This window comes from Nocardioides humilatus (genome assembly GCF_008373755.1).
Classification (GTDB): domain Bacteria; phylum Actinomycetota; class Actinomycetes; order Propionibacteriales; family Nocardioidaceae; genus Nocardioides; species Nocardioides humilatus.
On sequence record NZ_VUJV01000003.1, the window covers coordinates 286960 to 301831 of the forward strand.

Annotated in this window: 12 protein-coding genes; 3 read left to right on the plus strand and 9 right to left on the minus strand. The window is 71.2% G+C overall.

The genetic code is table 11. From position 1 onward, the window contains the following. Positions 1-10 precede the first annotated feature (10 nt). From F0U44_RS09220 to F0U44_RS09235, 4 genes are all read right to left on the minus strand, one after another. On the minus strand, positions 11-1009 hold the full coding sequence (locus tag F0U44_RS09220; protein ID WP_149728008.1) for a uroporphyrinogen decarboxylase/cobalamine-independent methonine synthase family protein: 999 nt from the start codon (positions 1007-1009) through the stop codon (positions 11-13). Next, entirely contained in the window at positions 1006-2115 is a 1110-nt protein-coding gene (gene mnmA, locus F0U44_RS09225; RefSeq protein ID WP_188113486.1) for a tRNA 2-thiouridine(34) synthase MnmA, read from the minus strand. The genes F0U44_RS09220 and mnmA overlap by 4 nt, the downstream gene beginning before the upstream one ends. 28 nt (positions 2116-2143) lie before the next feature. Continuing rightward, the gene (locus F0U44_RS09230) at positions 2144-3319 is read right to left on the minus strand and encodes a cysteine desulfurase family protein (protein ID WP_149728009.1); all 1176 of its coding nucleotides are present in this window, start codon (positions 3317-3319) and stop codon (positions 2144-2146) included. A 67-nt stretch (positions 3320-3386) separates the two neighbouring features. Then, entirely contained in the window at positions 3387-3962 is a 576-nt protein-coding gene (locus tag F0U44_RS09235; protein WP_149728010.1) for a DUF6801 domain-containing protein, read from the minus strand. A 48-nt stretch (positions 3963-4010) separates the two neighbouring features. Here F0U44_RS09235 and F0U44_RS09240 point away from each other — a divergent pair, with 48 nt between their 5' ends. Both F0U44_RS09240 and F0U44_RS09245 read left to right on the plus strand, forming a co-directional pair. Continuing rightward, entirely contained in the window at positions 4011-4760 is a 750-nt protein-coding gene (locus tag F0U44_RS09240) for a calcium-binding protein (protein ID WP_149728011.1), read from the plus strand. Further along, positions 4761-5882, plus strand: a complete 1122-nt coding sequence (locus tag F0U44_RS09245; RefSeq protein WP_149728012.1) for an FAD-dependent monooxygenase — start codon at positions 4761-4763, stop codon at positions 5880-5882. Here the strand turns inward: F0U44_RS09245 and proB are convergent. The 5 genes from proB to F0U44_RS09270 all read right to left on the minus strand — a co-directional run bounded on the left by proB (position 5879) and on the right by F0U44_RS09270 (position 12603). After that, positions 5879-6994, minus strand: a complete 1116-nt coding sequence (gene proB, locus F0U44_RS09250; protein WP_149728013.1) for a glutamate 5-kinase — start codon at positions 6992-6994, stop codon at positions 5879-5881. The genes F0U44_RS09245 and proB overlap by 4 nt on opposite strands. Continuing rightward, a complete protein-coding gene (obgE, locus tag F0U44_RS09255) occupies positions 6987-8537 on the minus strand; it encodes a GTPase ObgE (RefSeq protein WP_149728014.1) in 1551 nt (516 codons plus the stop codon). The genes proB and obgE overlap by 8 nt, the downstream gene beginning before the upstream one ends. A gap of 82 nt (positions 8538-8619) precedes the next feature. Beyond that, positions 8620-8874, minus strand: a complete 255-nt coding sequence (gene rpmA, locus F0U44_RS09260) for a 50S ribosomal protein L27 (protein ID WP_149728015.1) — start codon at positions 8872-8874, stop codon at positions 8620-8622. A gap of 35 nt (positions 8875-8909) precedes the next feature. Beyond that, positions 8910-9212: a 50S ribosomal protein L21 gene (gene rplU, locus F0U44_RS09265; protein WP_149728984.1), complete on the minus strand. Its 303-nt coding sequence runs from the start codon at positions 9210-9212 to the stop codon at positions 8910-8912. 193 nt (positions 9213-9405) lie between these two features. Beyond that, positions 9406-12603, minus strand: a complete 3198-nt coding sequence (locus tag F0U44_RS09270; protein WP_149728016.1) for an Rne/Rng family ribonuclease — start codon at positions 12601-12603, stop codon at positions 9406-9408. A 490-nt stretch (positions 12604-13093) separates the two neighbouring features. On the opposite strand from F0U44_RS09270, the gene F0U44_RS09275 reads away from it, so the two are divergent. Further along, a complete protein-coding gene (locus tag F0U44_RS09275; protein WP_188113404.1) occupies positions 13094-14872 on the plus strand; it encodes a calcium-binding protein in 1779 nt (592 codons plus the stop codon).

Sequence of the window (14872 nt, forward strand, 5' to 3'; positions counted from 1 at the left end):
GCCCTCCGCATTACCCCAGAGAACGCGCGATGGACGCGGACAGCTCAACGGCTGTCCGCGTCCATCGCGCATCTGCACCGGCAAGGCCGCAGGCCGGCGAGATGACGAGCCGGCCGGCGTACTGCTCGGGATCGAGACCGATCAGGTCCAGCCAGCGCAGCACCCGCTCGATGAGCTGCTTCTCAGTCGGCGGCGAGGCCGGAGCCAGGGTCGGTACGACGCCCAGCGCCACCGTCTCCCCCGCCTCGAGCGTCTCGGCCAATCCCTCGTGCCCGGCCGCGTCGATCATCGACAGGTCGACGGCGAGACCCACTGCCCCGGCGCCGCGGAGCAGGCCGAACGGCGCGTCGGGCGCACAGCAGTGGACCCACGGCTCGGCCCCGGCATCGCGCACCGCGCCCAGCACCCACGCCAGAGCGTCGCTCGCCTCCGGCGGGTGCACGACACGGTGCCGGCCGAAGCCGGACGCCGTCGGGATCGATCCCGCGAGCACGGCCGGGAGCACCGGCTCGTCGACCTGCACGATGATGCGTTCGGCGTTGGGCAGGCGGCGCCGCAGGTCGGCGACGTGGTCGGACACGGCGATCGCCAATGCCTGGGCCAGATCACGGCGGGCACCGTGGTCGGCCAGCACCTTGTCGCCTCGTGGCCGCTCGACCGTGGCCGCCAGCGTCCACGGGCCGGCGACCTGCACCTTGAACGGACCGGCGTGGCCGGCGGCCTGGTCCTCGAGGGTGTCGAGGTCCTGGCCGAGCAGGCTGCGGGCCCGCCGCTGGTCGATCGCCGGGGCGCCGGACGTGCCTGTCAGCCGCCAGCCCGCCGGCTGGAGGTCGGCGTCGAGCTCACCGAGGAGGCCGAGCGTGCGGCCGACCATCCCGGCGGTGATCCCTCTTCCCGGCACCTCGGGCAGGAACGGGAGGCTCAGCTCGCCCAGCACCAGCCGCAACGCCTCGTCGAAGTCGCGCTGGTCGTCCCCAGCGAAGGAGCCGACGCCGGTGGCCAAGGTCATGCAGTGATCCGCTCGGTGGCAGTGATGGTGGCCGAGCCGACGACGCGGCTGCCCTGGTAGAGCACAGCGGCCTGGCCGGGGGCGATCCCGAAGGCCGGGTCGATGAGCTCGATCTCAACGGTCTCACCCGCGGCGTCGACGTGGACCACGCCCCGGTGCTCGTCGCCGTGCGCGCGCAGCTGGACGGTCACCTCAGAGGTCGACGCGGGAGCAAGCGGCGCACCGCACCAGCGCGGGCGGTCGGCGCGGATCCGCTCGACGGCGAGCCGCTCGCGCGGGCCGACGGTCACGGTGCCGGAGACAGGCTCGATGTCGAGGACGAAGCGTGGCTTGCCGTCGGCGGCCGGCTTGCCGAGCCGCAGGCCCTTGCGCTGGCCGATCGTGAACCCGTAGGTGCCCTGGTGCTCACCGAGCACCTCGCCGGCCTCGTCGACAATGGCTCCGCCCTGGTTGGGCGCGCGGTCCCCGAGCTTCTCGCGCAGCCACCCGGTGCTGTCACCGTCGGCGACGAAGCAGATGTCGTGGCTGTCGGGCTTGTCGGCGACGAGCAGACCACGCGCGGCCGCCTCGCGGCGCACCTGCTCCTTGGGCGTGTCCCCCAACGGGAAGAGCGAGTGGCGCAGCTGTCGGTCGTCGAGGACGCCGAGCACGTAGGACTGGTCCTTGCCGTGGTCGGCCGCGCGGTGCAGCTCCACTCCCCCGTCGGCCGTCGGTTCGAGGCGTGCGTAGTGGCCCGTCGCGACCGCGTCGAACCCGAGAGCCAGGGCCCGGTCGAGGACAGCGGCGAACTTGATCTTCTCGTTGCACCGCAGGCAGGGATTGGGCGTCTGGCCCGCTGCGTAGGTGTCCATGAAGTCGACGACCACGTCCTGGTGGAAGCGGTCGGACAGGTCCCAGACGTAGAACGGGATGCCGATCACGTCCGCCGCGCGACGGGCGTCGTTGCTGTCCTCGATCGTGCAGCAGCCGCGAGCGCCGGAGCGGTAGGACTGCGGGTTGCGCGACAGGGCGAGGTGGATCCCGGTGACCTCGTGACCGGCCTCGACGGCGCGGGCCGCGGCGACGGCCGAGTCCACCCCGCCCGACATGGCGGCGACGATCTTCATGGGCTTCATGGGCTTGATCGACGGGGTCTCACGCGCGGGCCGCGCGGGCCCGCTCGACGCACGCCGGCAGCGCGGCGAGCACGGCGTCGACGTCGGCCTCGGTGCTGGTGTGGCCGAGCGAGAAGCGCAGCGAACTGCGGGCCGACTCGTCGTCGCGGCCCATCGCGAGCAGCACGTGCGAGGGCTGCGGCACGCCGGCGGAGCAGGCGGACCCGGTCGAGCACTCGATGCCGCGCGCATCGAGCAGCATGAGGAGCGAGTCGCCCTCGCACCCGGGGAAGCTGAAGTGGACGTTGCCCGGCAGGCGCACCACAGGGTCACCGTTGAGCACGGCGTCGGGGACCTCGCGTCGGATGCCGTCGACCAGCCGCTCACGCAGCGCCGTCAGCCGGGCGGCGTGGTCGGCCTGCTCCTTGACCGCGATCTCGACCGCGGCCGCGAAGCCCGCGACAGCCGGCACGTCGAGGGTCCCACTGCGCACGTCGCGCTCCTGGCCGCCGCCGTGGACGAGGGCGGTGAGCTCGATGTCGCGCCGTACGACGAGCGCACCCACGCCGAGCGGACCGCCGACCTTGTGGCCGGAGACCGTCATCGCGTCGACGCCGGAGGCGGCGAAGTCAACGGGTACCGCACCGATCGCCTGCACCGCGTCGGCATGGACCGGGATGCCGTGCGCGGAGGCGAGGGCGACCACCTCGGCGATCGGCTGCAGCGTGCCGACCTCGTTGTTGGCCCACATCACGCTGATCAAGGCGACCGAGGCGGGGTCGCGCTCGATCGTCGCCTGCAGCGCGACCAGGTCGACCCGGCCGAGCTCGTCGACGGCCAGCAGCTCGAGCTCGGCGTCCTCGTGCTCGGCGAGCCAGTGGAGCGGGTCGAGGACGGCGTGGTGCTCGATCGAGGTCGCGAGCACCCGACGACGGCCGGGGTCCGCGGCGTGGCGCGACCAGAAGAGCCCCTTGACCGCCAAGTTGTCGCCCTCGGTGCCTCCCGAGGTGAAGACGACCTCGCCGGGTCGGCAGCCGAGCGCCTGCGCGATCGTCTCCCGCGACTCCTCCACCACGCGCCTCGCCCGGCGCCCCGAGGCGTGCAGCGAGCTCGCGTTGCCGATGTCGGCAAGGTGGGCCGTCATCGCCTCGACCGCCGCGGGGACCATCGGCGTGGTCGCGGCGTGGTCGAGGTAGACCGTGCGGGCGTCGTTCATGGCGTCTCCAAGGGTACGGCGCACCGGTGGTGGGCGCAGAACCCGAGGCCTCAGCGGTCGGCCAGGGTCAGCGGATGACCTCGAGCGAGGCCAGCTTGCGGGACTCGCCGCGGCGCACGTTGCACGTCAGGTCAGCGGAGTAGCTGCTCCCGTCGACGTGGGCCGCCACGGTAGCCAACAACTTCTTGCTGACCTTGACGTCGTAGGTGCCCGCCTGGTTGATCATGAAGGAGGCCGCGCGACCGGTGCCCTTGATCGTCATGCCCCCCGAGTTGGGGACGTCGGTGTTGGGGATGTGCACGTCGCGGATCGGACGCTTGAGCGAGCCGACGAAGTAGGACGCCTTGCCCGACCCCGAAACCGAGTCGACGCCGTACAGCCGCATCATCCGCACCATGCGGCCCGGCACCTTGATCTTGAACGTGACGGTGCGCGCGGGCACCGAGACGCCCTGCGCGACCCGGTCGGGGATCGTGGCCAGGATCCGCACGTCACTGTCGCCGTCACCGAAGGACGAGGAGCAGTGGTAGCCGATCGTCTTGTCCACCTCGGTCGCGTGCGCAGGCGCGGCACCGACGATCACCGAGGCGACGGACGAAAGCAGGACGGTGGCAGTGGCGAGAGCGGCCGCGCGGCGAGACATGGTGGGAAGGGTACGACCTCGACCCAACGGCGGCGTAACGTCGCGGTCATGCTCCCTCGGACCCTCGTTGCTGCCTCCACCCTCCTCGCCGTCGGGCTCGTCGCGCCCGCACCGCACGCCACGGCGACCGACCGCACCGTGATGAAGCGCTGGATGCAGATCTCCCGCGTCGACGGGGGCTTCCAATACCTCGCCTCGCTCCACGACAACGACCTCACGATCACCCGGGTCGAGGGACGCGTGCTCTTCGCCGACCAGACTGCGCGGGTCGTGCGCGAGCTTCCCCAGGGCTGCCGCCGGGTCACGGTCGAGACGGGTCGAGCCGTGAGCTGCCGGATCCCCGCCGACACGAGCGCCGCCACTCCCCTGCTGCTCGACATCGAGCCGCAGCGCGGCAATGACCGGGTCGACGCGTCCGCCCTCGGCCCGGAGATGAAGCTGATGCTCCTCGGCGCCCAGGGTGACGACGAGCTGCTCGCCGGGGCGGGCGCTGACTTCGTCAACGGTGCCGCCGGTGTCGACCAGGTCCAGGGCGGCTTCGGCAGCGACCTGATCCGCGTGGGCGACGGCAACGACGTCGCCGATGGAGGCCCGGGCATTGACCGTGTGATCGGCTCGGGCGGCAACGACCAGCTCGCCGGCAGCCTCGGGGACGACGTGCTCGAGGGAGGCGACGGCAACGACCTGCTCCTGGGCGGCGCCGGCGAGGACTCGCTCCTGTGCGGCGATGGCTTCGACACGACCGACGACGACGGGGTGACCGACCTCGTCCGCCACTGCGAGAACACGCTCCCGTAGGTGGAGCCGCCTCTCGTCATCGCTGGCGCCGGCATCGCTGGGCTGGCCCTGGCGGCAGCCCTCGAGCACGCGGGCGACCCGCCGCCGTACCTCCTGCTCGACGAGCGCCCCGCCCTCGGCAGCACCGGAGGAGCCATCACGCTGTGGCCCAACGCGCTGGCAGCGCTCGACGCGATCGACGTGGGCGACGCCGTACGGCGTGCGGGGCACCCGCTCGGCGCGGGCAGCATCCGCACCATGGACGACCGGTTGCTGCGCTCGCTCGACCTCGAGCGGTCAGCCGCGGCGCTGGGTGGTCCGCTGGTCGCCCTCCGCCGCGGTGACCTCGTCGAGATCCTGCACGAGCGGATCCGCGACGACAGCGTGCGGCTGGCGTCCGCCGTGCGCGGCTACGACCACGGCGGTGACGGCGTGCAGGTCATCACCGACGGCGAGACGATCCGGGCCACCGCATTGGTCGGCGCCGACGGCTACCGCTCCGAGGTCGCCCGCGCCCTGCACCCCGGTCTGGCCGAGACCTACGCCGGCTACCCCGCCTGGCGCGGCATCGCGCGGCGTGGCGGCGAGCCCGTGCAGTACTGGGGATCCCACCAGGAGTTCGGCATCGTGCCCCTCGGCGGCGATGCCAGCTACTGGTTCGCGACCGTGCGCGAGCGGGCCGGCGGCAGCAACGCCGACGAGCTCGCCCACCTGCGGTCGTCGTTCGCCGGATGGCCGGCCCCCGTGCAGGAGGTCCTCGCCGCGACCGACCCCGCCGACGTCACCCGCAACGACGTCATGGACCGGGAGATCCCGCGCCGCTGGACCGACGGCCGGGTCGTCGTCATCGGCGACGCCGCCCACGCCATGCGCCCGCACCTGGGTCAGGGCGGTTGCCAGGCGCTCATCGACGCCGTCGTCCTCGCTCACCTGGTCCACGCCACGCCCTCGCTCGCCGCAGCCTTCGCCGCCTTCGAGCGTCAGCGCCGCAGCCCCGCGAGCCGGATCGTCGCCCTCAGCCGCACCGCCGGCCGCGCCGTCGAGGGCCCCAGCGCCCTCCACCGGTTCACCCGCCTGGTGCCCGACGCCGTCATGCTCCGCACCCTCGCCAAGGTCGCCGGCGCGGCCACCTTCCGCGGCTAAAGCAGGACGAGGTCGTCGCGGTGGACGACCTCGCGTTCGTACGCCGCCCCGAGCTCCCGCTTGAGCTCCTTGGTCGAGCGGCCGAGGAGTGCCGGCAGCTCGGCAGCGTCGAAATTGACCAGACCGCGGGCGACGACAGTGCCGTCCGGTGCGGTGAGGTCGACCGGGTCTCCGGCAGTGAACGATCCGGAGACACCGACGATCCCCGCGGCCAGCAGGGAGGCGCGCCGTTCGGTGACCGCACGCACGGCACCGGGATCGAGCGCGAGCGAACCCGCGGTGTCACTGGCGTAGGCCAGCCAGGTCAGCCGGATCGGGCGACGCTTCCCGGTCGCGTCGAAGAGCGTGCCGACCGCCGCGCCCGCGAGCGCGTCGCCTGCCTGGTCGGCGGAGGTCAGGACCACCGGGATCCCTGATCCGGTCGCGATCCGGGCGGCCTCGATCTTGGTGGTCATGCCGCCGGTGCCAACGCCCGCCGCCCCCACCGAGCCGACGACGACGCCGTCGAGGTCGGCTGCGGACCGCACATGCTCGATCAGGCGGGCTCCGGCGCGGTGCGGGGGCCCGTCGTAGAGGCCGTCGACGTCGGAGAGCAGCACGAGCAGGTCGGCGTGCACCAGGTGGGCGACCAGGGCCGCGAGTCGGTCGTTGTCGCCGAACCGGATCTCGGAGGTGGCCACGGTGTCGTTCTCATTGACGATCGGCAAGACGCCGAGCTCGAGCAGCTTCGTGATCGTCTGGTGAGCGTTGCGGTGGTGGGCGCGGCGGGTCACGTCATCCACCGTCAGCAGCACCTGCCCGGCGATCAGGCCGTGCCGCGCGAGCTCCTCGGTGTAGCGGTGGACGAGCAGACCCTGTCCGACCGAGGCCGCGGCCTGCTGGGCCGGCAGGCCCCGCGGGCGCTTCTTCAGACCGAGCGGAGCCAGGCCGGCGGCGATCGCACCGGAGGAGACCAGCACGACCTCAGCACCACCGGCGCGCACGGCCGCGAGTACGTCGACCAGCGCGCTCACCCGCTTCGGGTCGATGCCGCCCTCGGCAGTCGTCAGCGACGACGAGCCGATCTTGACGACCACCCGGCGCGCATCAGTGACGACCGCGCGGTCACTCACCCGGGTCCTCTTCCAGCCAGGCTTCCTGGTCGCTCACGTCGGGGTCCTCGTCGGACCCGATCTCATACGACATCGGTCCGTAGATCTCAGGCTGGTCGAGGCGACGGGCAACGTCGGCGCGGGTCTCGTTCTCCGCGCGCTCCTCCATCTTCTCCTGGATGTCGCGGCGTCGCTGCGCGGCCGGACGGTCATCAGCGAACCGGGCGTCCTCGCCACGGCGCGAGAGGTTCTCGGCACCGGCGTCGATGCCCGGCTTGAAGTCGAAGACCACGGAGTTGTCGGGGTGCCCGATGAGGACGGCGTCACCCTCCTCGGCCCCGAGCTCGAGCAGCTTGCTCTCCACGCCGAGCCGGTTGAGGCGGTCGGAGAGGAAGCCGACGGCCTCGTCGTTGCTGAAGTCGGTCTGACGGACCCAGCGCTCCGGCTTGATGCCACGCACCCGCCATCCGGCGCCGGTCTTGCGCACCGTGAACTCGTCCTGGTCGATGCCCTTGGGGCGCAGGACGATCCGCTCGACGATCTCGCTGGCCTTCTCCGCGCGGGCGGCCAGCACGATCTCGGACATCGCGTAGATCAGGTCGCGGGTGCCCTCGCCGGACATCGCGGAGATCTCGAAGACCCGAAGGCCCCGTTCCTTCAGCTCGTCGACCACCATCGAGGAGATGTCGCGTCCGTCGGGCACGTCGACCTTGTTGAGGGCCACCAGGCGCGGGCGGTCCTCGAGACCGCCGTAGCGCCGCAGCTCGTCCTCGATGATGTCGAGGTCGTCGACCGGGTTGCGACCGGGCTCGAGGGTCGCGGTGTCGAGCACGTGGACGAGCGCGGCGCAGCGCTCGATGTGGCGCAGGAAGTCGTGGCCGAGGCCGCGGCCTTCGGCGGCGCCCTCGATCAGGCCGGGCACGTCGGCGACCGTGAAGGTCGTGTCGCCGGCACTCACGACGCCGAGGTTGGGCACCAGGGTCGTGAACGGGTAGTCGGCGATCTTCGGCCGCGCCCGCGAGATCGCGGCGATCAGGCTGGACTTGCCGGCGCTCGGGAAGCCCACCAGACCGATGTCGGCGACGACCTTGAGCTCCAGGACGATCTCGAGCTCATCGCCGGGCTCGCCCAGCAGCGCGAAGCCGGGGGCCTTGCGCGCCTTGGACGCGAGCGAGGCGTTGCCGAGCCCGCCCTTGCCGCCCTCCGCGATGACCAGCTCGGTGCCGAGGCCGACCAGGTCGGCGATGACCTCGCCGTTAGGCAGGGCCACAACCGTGCCGGCCGGGACCCGGAGCACCAGGTCGGAGCCGTGGGTGCCGTTCTTGTGGTCGCCCGCGCCGTGGCCACCGTTCTCGGCCTTGCGCTTCGGGCTGTGGTGGAAATCCAGGAGCGTCGTGACGTCCTGGTCGACCCGCAGGATGATCGATCCGCCCGGGCCGCCGTTGCCGCCGTCGGGGCCACCGAGTGGCTTGAATTTCTCGCGGTGGACAGACGCGACGCCATTGCCACCACGCCCTCCGGCGACGTGCAAGGTCACCCGGTCGACGAACGTGGGGACGGCCATGGGATCAGTCTTTCAGTTGAAATGACGAGAGGGCGTCCCGTCCGGGACGCCCTCTCGAGAAAACTTCAGGAGTCGCGCCGAGTCACTCCGACGGGACGATGTTGACGACCTTGCGGCCGCGGCGGGTGCCGAACTCGACCGCGCCCGCGGCAAGCGCGAACAGGGTGTCGTCGCCACCACGGCCGACGTTGGAGCCGGGGTGGAAGTGGGTGCCACGCTGGCGGACGATGATCTCGCCCGCGTTGACGACCTGGCCGCCGAAGCGCTTCACGCCGAGTCGCTGAGCGTTGGAGTCGCGGCCGTTCTTGGTGGACGCCGCGCCCTTTTTGTGTGCCATCTGTTCAGTCCTTCAGGTGACGAGTCCGGAGAGACTCAGAGCTTGATGTCGGTGACCTTGACCTGGGTGTACTTCTGGCGGTGACCCTGCCGCTTCTTGTAACCGGTCTTGTTCTTGTACTTCTGGATGATGATCTTCGGGCCCTTGGTGGCGCCGAGGACCTCGACGGTCACCGCAGCCTTGTCGAGACCGGTGGTGGTGACGGTCTCGCCGTCCACCGCCATGACCACGGGCAGGGTCAGGGTGTCACCGACGGCCGTGGAGACCTTGTCGATCTCGATGACGTCGCCGACAACGACCTTCTGCTGCTTCGCGCCTGCGCGCACGATCGCGTACACCGCGGTCTCCTTCATCTTCTTCTCGTCTGGGTCTGCGGCACACCACGACCTCGCCCGCGCCGTTTGGTGCGGTTGAAGTTGGGATGCCAGGCAGAAAGGCACGCCGAGGCGGGCCGACGTTCAATAGTACGGATCAGCGCTGGCCACGGCAAAACGCCGGGCACCGTTGCGACCCGCCCTACCGGGCGTCAGCTCACCGCTTGCGGGTGCCCTTCCGCTTGATCGGGACGTGCTCCACGTGAGGACCCTCAGCGGGCGCCTCGGTGTCGGCGGCTGCCGGCACCTCGACGGGCTCCCCTGCGGACTCCTCGGTGGTCTGTTCTGCCTGCTGCTCAGCGGGCTGCTCAGCGGGCGTTTCGGCGACGGGCTCGACGACGGGCTCGACGACGGGCTCGACGGGCGCCGACACCGTGGTCGGCGGTCCGGCCGGGCGGCTCGCCGAGCTGCGGCGGGTGCGCGTCACCACTCGGGGCGCTGCCGGCTCCGGAGTGGGCACCGGCTCGGGCTCGGGCTCGGGTTCGGGCTCGGGCTCGGGCTCGGGCTCGGGCTCCGGGGTGGGCTCGGGCTCGTCCGCGACCAGCTCGGGCTCCTCGACCGGCTCGGGCACCTCAGCCGCAGGAGCTTCCTCCGCGACGGGAGCGTCCTCCACGGCGGGAGCAGCCTCCTCGACGACCGGCTCAGCGACAACGGTCTCCTCGACCACCTCAGCAGCCTCGGCCTCGGTCGACGCGGCTTCGGCCACGGGGGCCTCGGTCACGTCAGCGTCGGCCGCAGCCTCGTCCTCCGGGTGCGGCTTGGCGATCGCAGCGACGTCCTTGGGGGACGGCACCGCAGGAGCAGCGGCAGCGGGCTTGGCGGCGTCATCCTGACCGTTGCCGGCGCCCTTGCCACGGCGCCGACGGTTGCCGCGCGGAGCTTCGTCATCGGCGCCACCACCGCCGCCACCGCGTGGCGCGATCGGGAGGTCGCGCACGATGATGCCGCGGCCCTGGCAGTGGTCGCAGTTCTCGCTGAACGCCTCGAGCAGACCCGTGCCGATCCGCTTGCGCGTCATCTGCACGAGGCCGAGCGAGGTCACCTCCGCCACCTGGTGGCGGGTGCGGTCGCGCCCGAGGCACTCGACGAGGCGTCGGAGCACGAGGTCGCGGTTGGACTCGAGGACCATGTCGATGAAGTCGACGACGATGATGCCGCCGATGTCGCGGAGCCGGAGCTGCCGGACGATCTCCTCGGCGGCCTCGAGGTTGTTCTTGGTGACCGTCTCCTCGAGGTTGCCGCCCGAGCCGGTGAACTTGCCGGTGTTGACGTCGACGACGGTCATCGCCTCGGTGCGGTCGATGACGAGCGAGCCGCCCGAGGGGAGCCAGACCTTGCGGTCCAGACCCTTCGAGATCTGCTCGTCGATGCGGTAGGCCGCGAAGATGTCGGGGCGGTCCTGACCGCCGTCGACCTTGGTCTCGTAGTGCTCGAGCCGCTCGGCGAGGTCGGGAGCCACGCTGTCGACGTAGTCGCGCACCGTCGCCCACGCGTCGTCGCCCTGGACGACGAGCTTCGCGAAGTCCTCGGTGAAGAGGTCGCGGACGACCTTGAGCGTGAGGTCGGGCTCGCCGTAGAGCAGTTGCGGGGCGTTGCCCTTGCTGACCTTGGCCTCGACGTCCTCCCAGCGGGCCTTGAGCCGCTCGACGTCGCGGGTCAGCTCGTCCTCGGACGCGCCCTCGGCCGCCGTGCGCACGATGACGCCGGCCGTCTCGGGGACGATCTCCTTGAGGAGCGCCTTCAGGCGACCCCGCTCGGTGTCGGGGAGCTTGCGGGAGATGCCGGACGTCGTACCGTCCGGCACGTAGACCAGGAAGCGGCCCGCGAGGCTGACCTGGCTGGTGAGCCGGGCGCCCTTGTGACCGATCGGGTCCTTGGTGACCTGCACCAGCACGCTCTGGCCGGACTGCAGCACCGACTCGATCTTGCGCGGCGTGCCTTCCTTGTGGCCGAGCGCGGACCAGTTGACCTCACCGGCGTAAAGGACCGCGTTGCGACCCTTGCCGATGTCGACGAACGCGGCCTCCATGGAGGGCAGCACGTTCTGGACCCGGCCCAGGTAGACGTTGCCGATGAGCGAGGTCTGCGACTCACGCGCGACGTAGTGCTCGACGAGGACCTTGTCCTCGAGTACGGCGATCTGGGTGACGTCCTTGCGCTGACGGATCGCCATGACCCGCTCGACCGACTCGCGGCGGGCCAGGAACTCGGCCTCGCTCACGATCGGCGCGCGACGGCGTCCGGCCTCGCGGCCATCGCGGCGGCGCTGCTTCTTGGCCTCGAGCCGCGTCGACCCGGAGATCGAGGTGATCTCGTCCTCGGGCGAGCGGGGCTTGCGGACCCGGGTGACGGTGTTGGGGTCGTCGCTGCCGTCACCGACCGCGTCGCCCTCACGGCGGCGCTGCCGGCGCCGACGGGACGAGGAGGACGTGCCGCCGCCCTCGCCCTGCTCGTCACCCTCGGCGCCGTCCTCGGCGCCCTCGGTGTCCTCGGCGTTGGCGGGCTTGTTCGCGGTCTTCTTGGCGGCGGGCCTGTTCCCGCCCTGGTTGGCCGGCTTGTTGGCCGGCTTGTTGGCGGGCTTGTCCGCCTGCTCGCCGTCGGCCGCGGGAGCGTCGCCCTCGTCGTCGGTCTCGTCGTCGTTGTCGTCGCCCTCGCCCGCAGCGCCACCGGCACCGGCCGGCTTGCGCCGACGACGGCCACCGCGGCGGCGGCGACGGCGGGCGGCCGTGCTCGCGCCGCCCTCGCCGGTCTCGCCGTCCTCGGTCTCGTCGGTCTCGTCGTCCTCGGCGTCGTCGTCAACCTGGTCGGCCTTGTCAGCCTTGCCGTCGGCACCGGGGTCGGCGTCCTTCGGAGCGGCGGCCTTCTTGGCCGGAGCCTTCTTGCGAGGAGCCGTCGTCGCCTTCGGCGCCTGGAAGAGTACGGCGGTCCCGCCGGGTCCGGTCTCCTCCTCGTCGGCGGCCGCATCAGTCTCGGCGTCGCCCTGGGGGGCGGCCGTCTTCTTCGCCGCGGCCTTCTTCGCCGGAGCCTTCTTCGCGGCGGCCTTCTTGGCCGGAGCCTTCTTGGCCGCCTTCGGCGCGTCGGCCGTCGGCGTGTCGGACGCCTCAGAGCTCTCGGCGGGCGCCTCCGCGGCCGCGTCCGCAGCAGGTGCGGCGGCCTTCTTGGCCGGCGTCTTCTTCGCGGCGGCCTTCTTCGCAGGTGCCTTCTTGGCGGCCGGTGCGGCAGCCTTCTTGGCGGCCGGCTTCTTCTTCGGCTTCTCCTCAGGAGTGCCGTCAGCCGGCCCTGCTGCCGGTGCTTCGGTGCTGGGGGTGTTGGTGGTGCTGGTGGTGTCGACGTTGTCGACCGGGGTGTCAGCCATGCGCTGCTCCTCGACCGGCCTGCCTCGTGGACGGGCCGGTCATGTCATCGCCGCGCGTCCCGGCGAGCCGGGCCGACGGCGCAAGCCTTCGGTAGCACGACACCCTCCGCAGAGCGTCACTGATGGCCGGGGCCTGCCTGCCGCGGTCGCATGTTCCGGTTTCCGGCCGGTCGGATCGCTGTCACCGATCCATTACTGCGTCGCGGTCTAGCGAGGTCTCGGACCTCCACTGTGCCGACCCGTCTGACTGCTACGGGACCGGCGAGAACGTCGTCGGAACGGTCCGTCGCGTTCCTCTTCGGGAGGGCCGCGCTCGGGGCCGATCTGTGGCGAGTATCGCACAAGGGGCAACCGGCGTCGGTATTGCAACCCACTTCGACCCCCTCGGTGCGGCTCGGCGTGTCTCCGCATTTTCGTGTGCCGGGCGCGTTCCGGTGATCTACTCGAAGGCGCTCCCGGGGCCGAAACCGATGTCATGGGGATGATCTCAATGAACCTTCGCCGTACGCCGTTGCGCCTGCTCATGGTCGCCGCCGTCACTCTCGCCAGCTTCGTCGGAGTGGTCACGGGCGCACCGACGGCCTCCGCTGTGGGCGCCACCATCGTCGCCATCGAGGGCGACACGCTCACCGTCACCTCCCCGCCGGGCCTGATCAATACCATCAGCGTCGGCCGGGACGGCACGACCTTCAAGGTCAAGGATCTCTCCTCCCCCTACCTGGCCGGTGGCGGATGCACGCCAGGTGCGGGGGGCTGGATCGACTGTCCGGGGAGTGGCGTCCAAGCGGTCGAGGTGGATCTCGGCGACCAAAACGACTACCTGTACTTCTCGAGCCTCGAGGGCCTGTCGACGTGGGTGGATCTGGGACCGGGCGACGACTTCGTCCAGGACGACAAGAGCGACGACATCATCAACGGCGGCGCTGGCAACGACCTCGTGTCGCTGCAGGCCGGAGGAGCGGACTGGGTCTTCGGCGAGGACGGCGCCGACGTCGTGTCGTACTACTGCACCACGGCGCCAAGCTTCTGCACAGGCACCGGCGGGGTGTCGGTCACCCTGGACGGACGGCCCAACGACGGGCCAGCAGGAGAGCACGACTTCATCGATCCCCGCACGGAACAGGTGATCGGCACCGGGGACGACGACGTCCTTATCGGCAACGGTCGACCCAACGACCTACTCGCACGTGAGGGTAACGACGTGGTGGACGGGCGAGGGGGTGACGACCACCTCGACGGCGGTCACGGCGACGACACCATACGTAGCAGCACGAAGGACGGGGCTGACGTCATCGTGGCGGGCGCTGGCACCGACACCGTCGACTACTCCGCCCGGTCCGCCGCCGTGAAAGTACGGCTCACCGGCGCGGTGAGTGGCGAAGTAGGCGAGGGCGACACACTCGACCCCGACCTCGAAAGGGTGTTGACGGGATCGGGAGCGGACGACATCTCCTTCGAGGCGGCTGCAGCACGAGGTCCTTCCGACCCGCCGGTCCAGGTCTCGGCAGGAGCGGGGAACGACAAGGTCACGGGTTCGCCCTATGCCGACATCCTCCGCGGAGAAGCAGGCTCCGACACCGTCTCCGGCCTGGCCGGCAACGACACCCTCGACGGCGGCACCGCCAACGACGTCTTCAACGGCGGCTCCGGCACGGACACCGCCGACTACACCTCGCGGATCGGCGGGATCAGCATCGACCTCGACGGGGTCGCCGACGACGGCAACGTGGCGGTCAACGAGGGCGACAACGTGAAGGCGGACGTCGAGAACCTCCTCGGCGGAGCCGGCCCTGACACGCTGACCGGTTCCAACTACGCCAACGTGCTCGACGGCGGCGCCGGAGCCGACACCCTCAACGGACTGGGCAGCAACGACACCCTGCGCGACGGCGGCGGCAACGCTGACGTTCTTGTCGGAGGGGCCGGGATCGACGTCGCCGACTACGGCACGCGCACCACGGGCCTGACGATCGACCTCGACGGCATTGCCGACGACGGCACCACCGGCGGGAGCGAGAACGACAACGTCCAGGCCGATATCGAGATTCTCAGGCTCGGATCAGGCGCCGATGTCGTCACCGGAAGTGCGTCGGCCAACGTCATCTATGGCCATCACGGCAACGACTCCATCGATGGCGGCGCGGGCAGCGACACCCTCTACGGCGAGGAGGGCAACGACACGCTGACCGGCGGTACCGGGACCGACACCGTCAACGGCGGCAACGGCACCGACTCCTGTTTCGGGGAGACCCAGGTCGGCTGCCCCTGA